The following is a 328-nucleotide window of genomic DNA, read 5'->3' on the forward strand; positions in this document are numbered from 1 at the left end:
GCTCGGCCAGGTCGATGTCGGCCCCGGTCGCCTCGATCAGGAACCCCGCGCTGCGGGTCATGGGGCCGCCGACCACGACATGGCGCCAGGAGTCGTCGAGGGTGTGGCCGAGGGAGGCGAAGACCTCGACCTCGACGTCCCACCAGAAGCCCTCGGTGTCCACCAGGGTCCCGTCCATGTCGAGGAGCACGGCCTGCAGGGCCGCGCCCCCGGTCGTCGGGCTCTGCCCCGCCCGGACGGCGCCGAGGGCCTGGGAAGCGGTTTCGGGCACAGGTACCGTACTGGTCATCCACATACCTCCTTGAGGGACGATCAGGCCGGTTCCCCG

Annotated in this window: 1 pseudogene; it reads right to left on the bottom strand. The window is 71.3% G+C overall.

Annotated features, from left to right (window positions below):
* Nucleotides 1-289: pseudogene (locus B7L92_RS15120) on the bottom strand (HAD family phosphatase); the annotation flags it as partial.
* Between the last annotated feature and the right edge of the window lie 39 nt (nucleotides 290-328).

The organism is Streptomyces viridosporus, assembly GCF_002078235.1.
GTDB lineage: Bacteria > Actinomycetota > Actinomycetes > Streptomycetales > Streptomycetaceae > Streptomyces > Streptomyces viridosporus.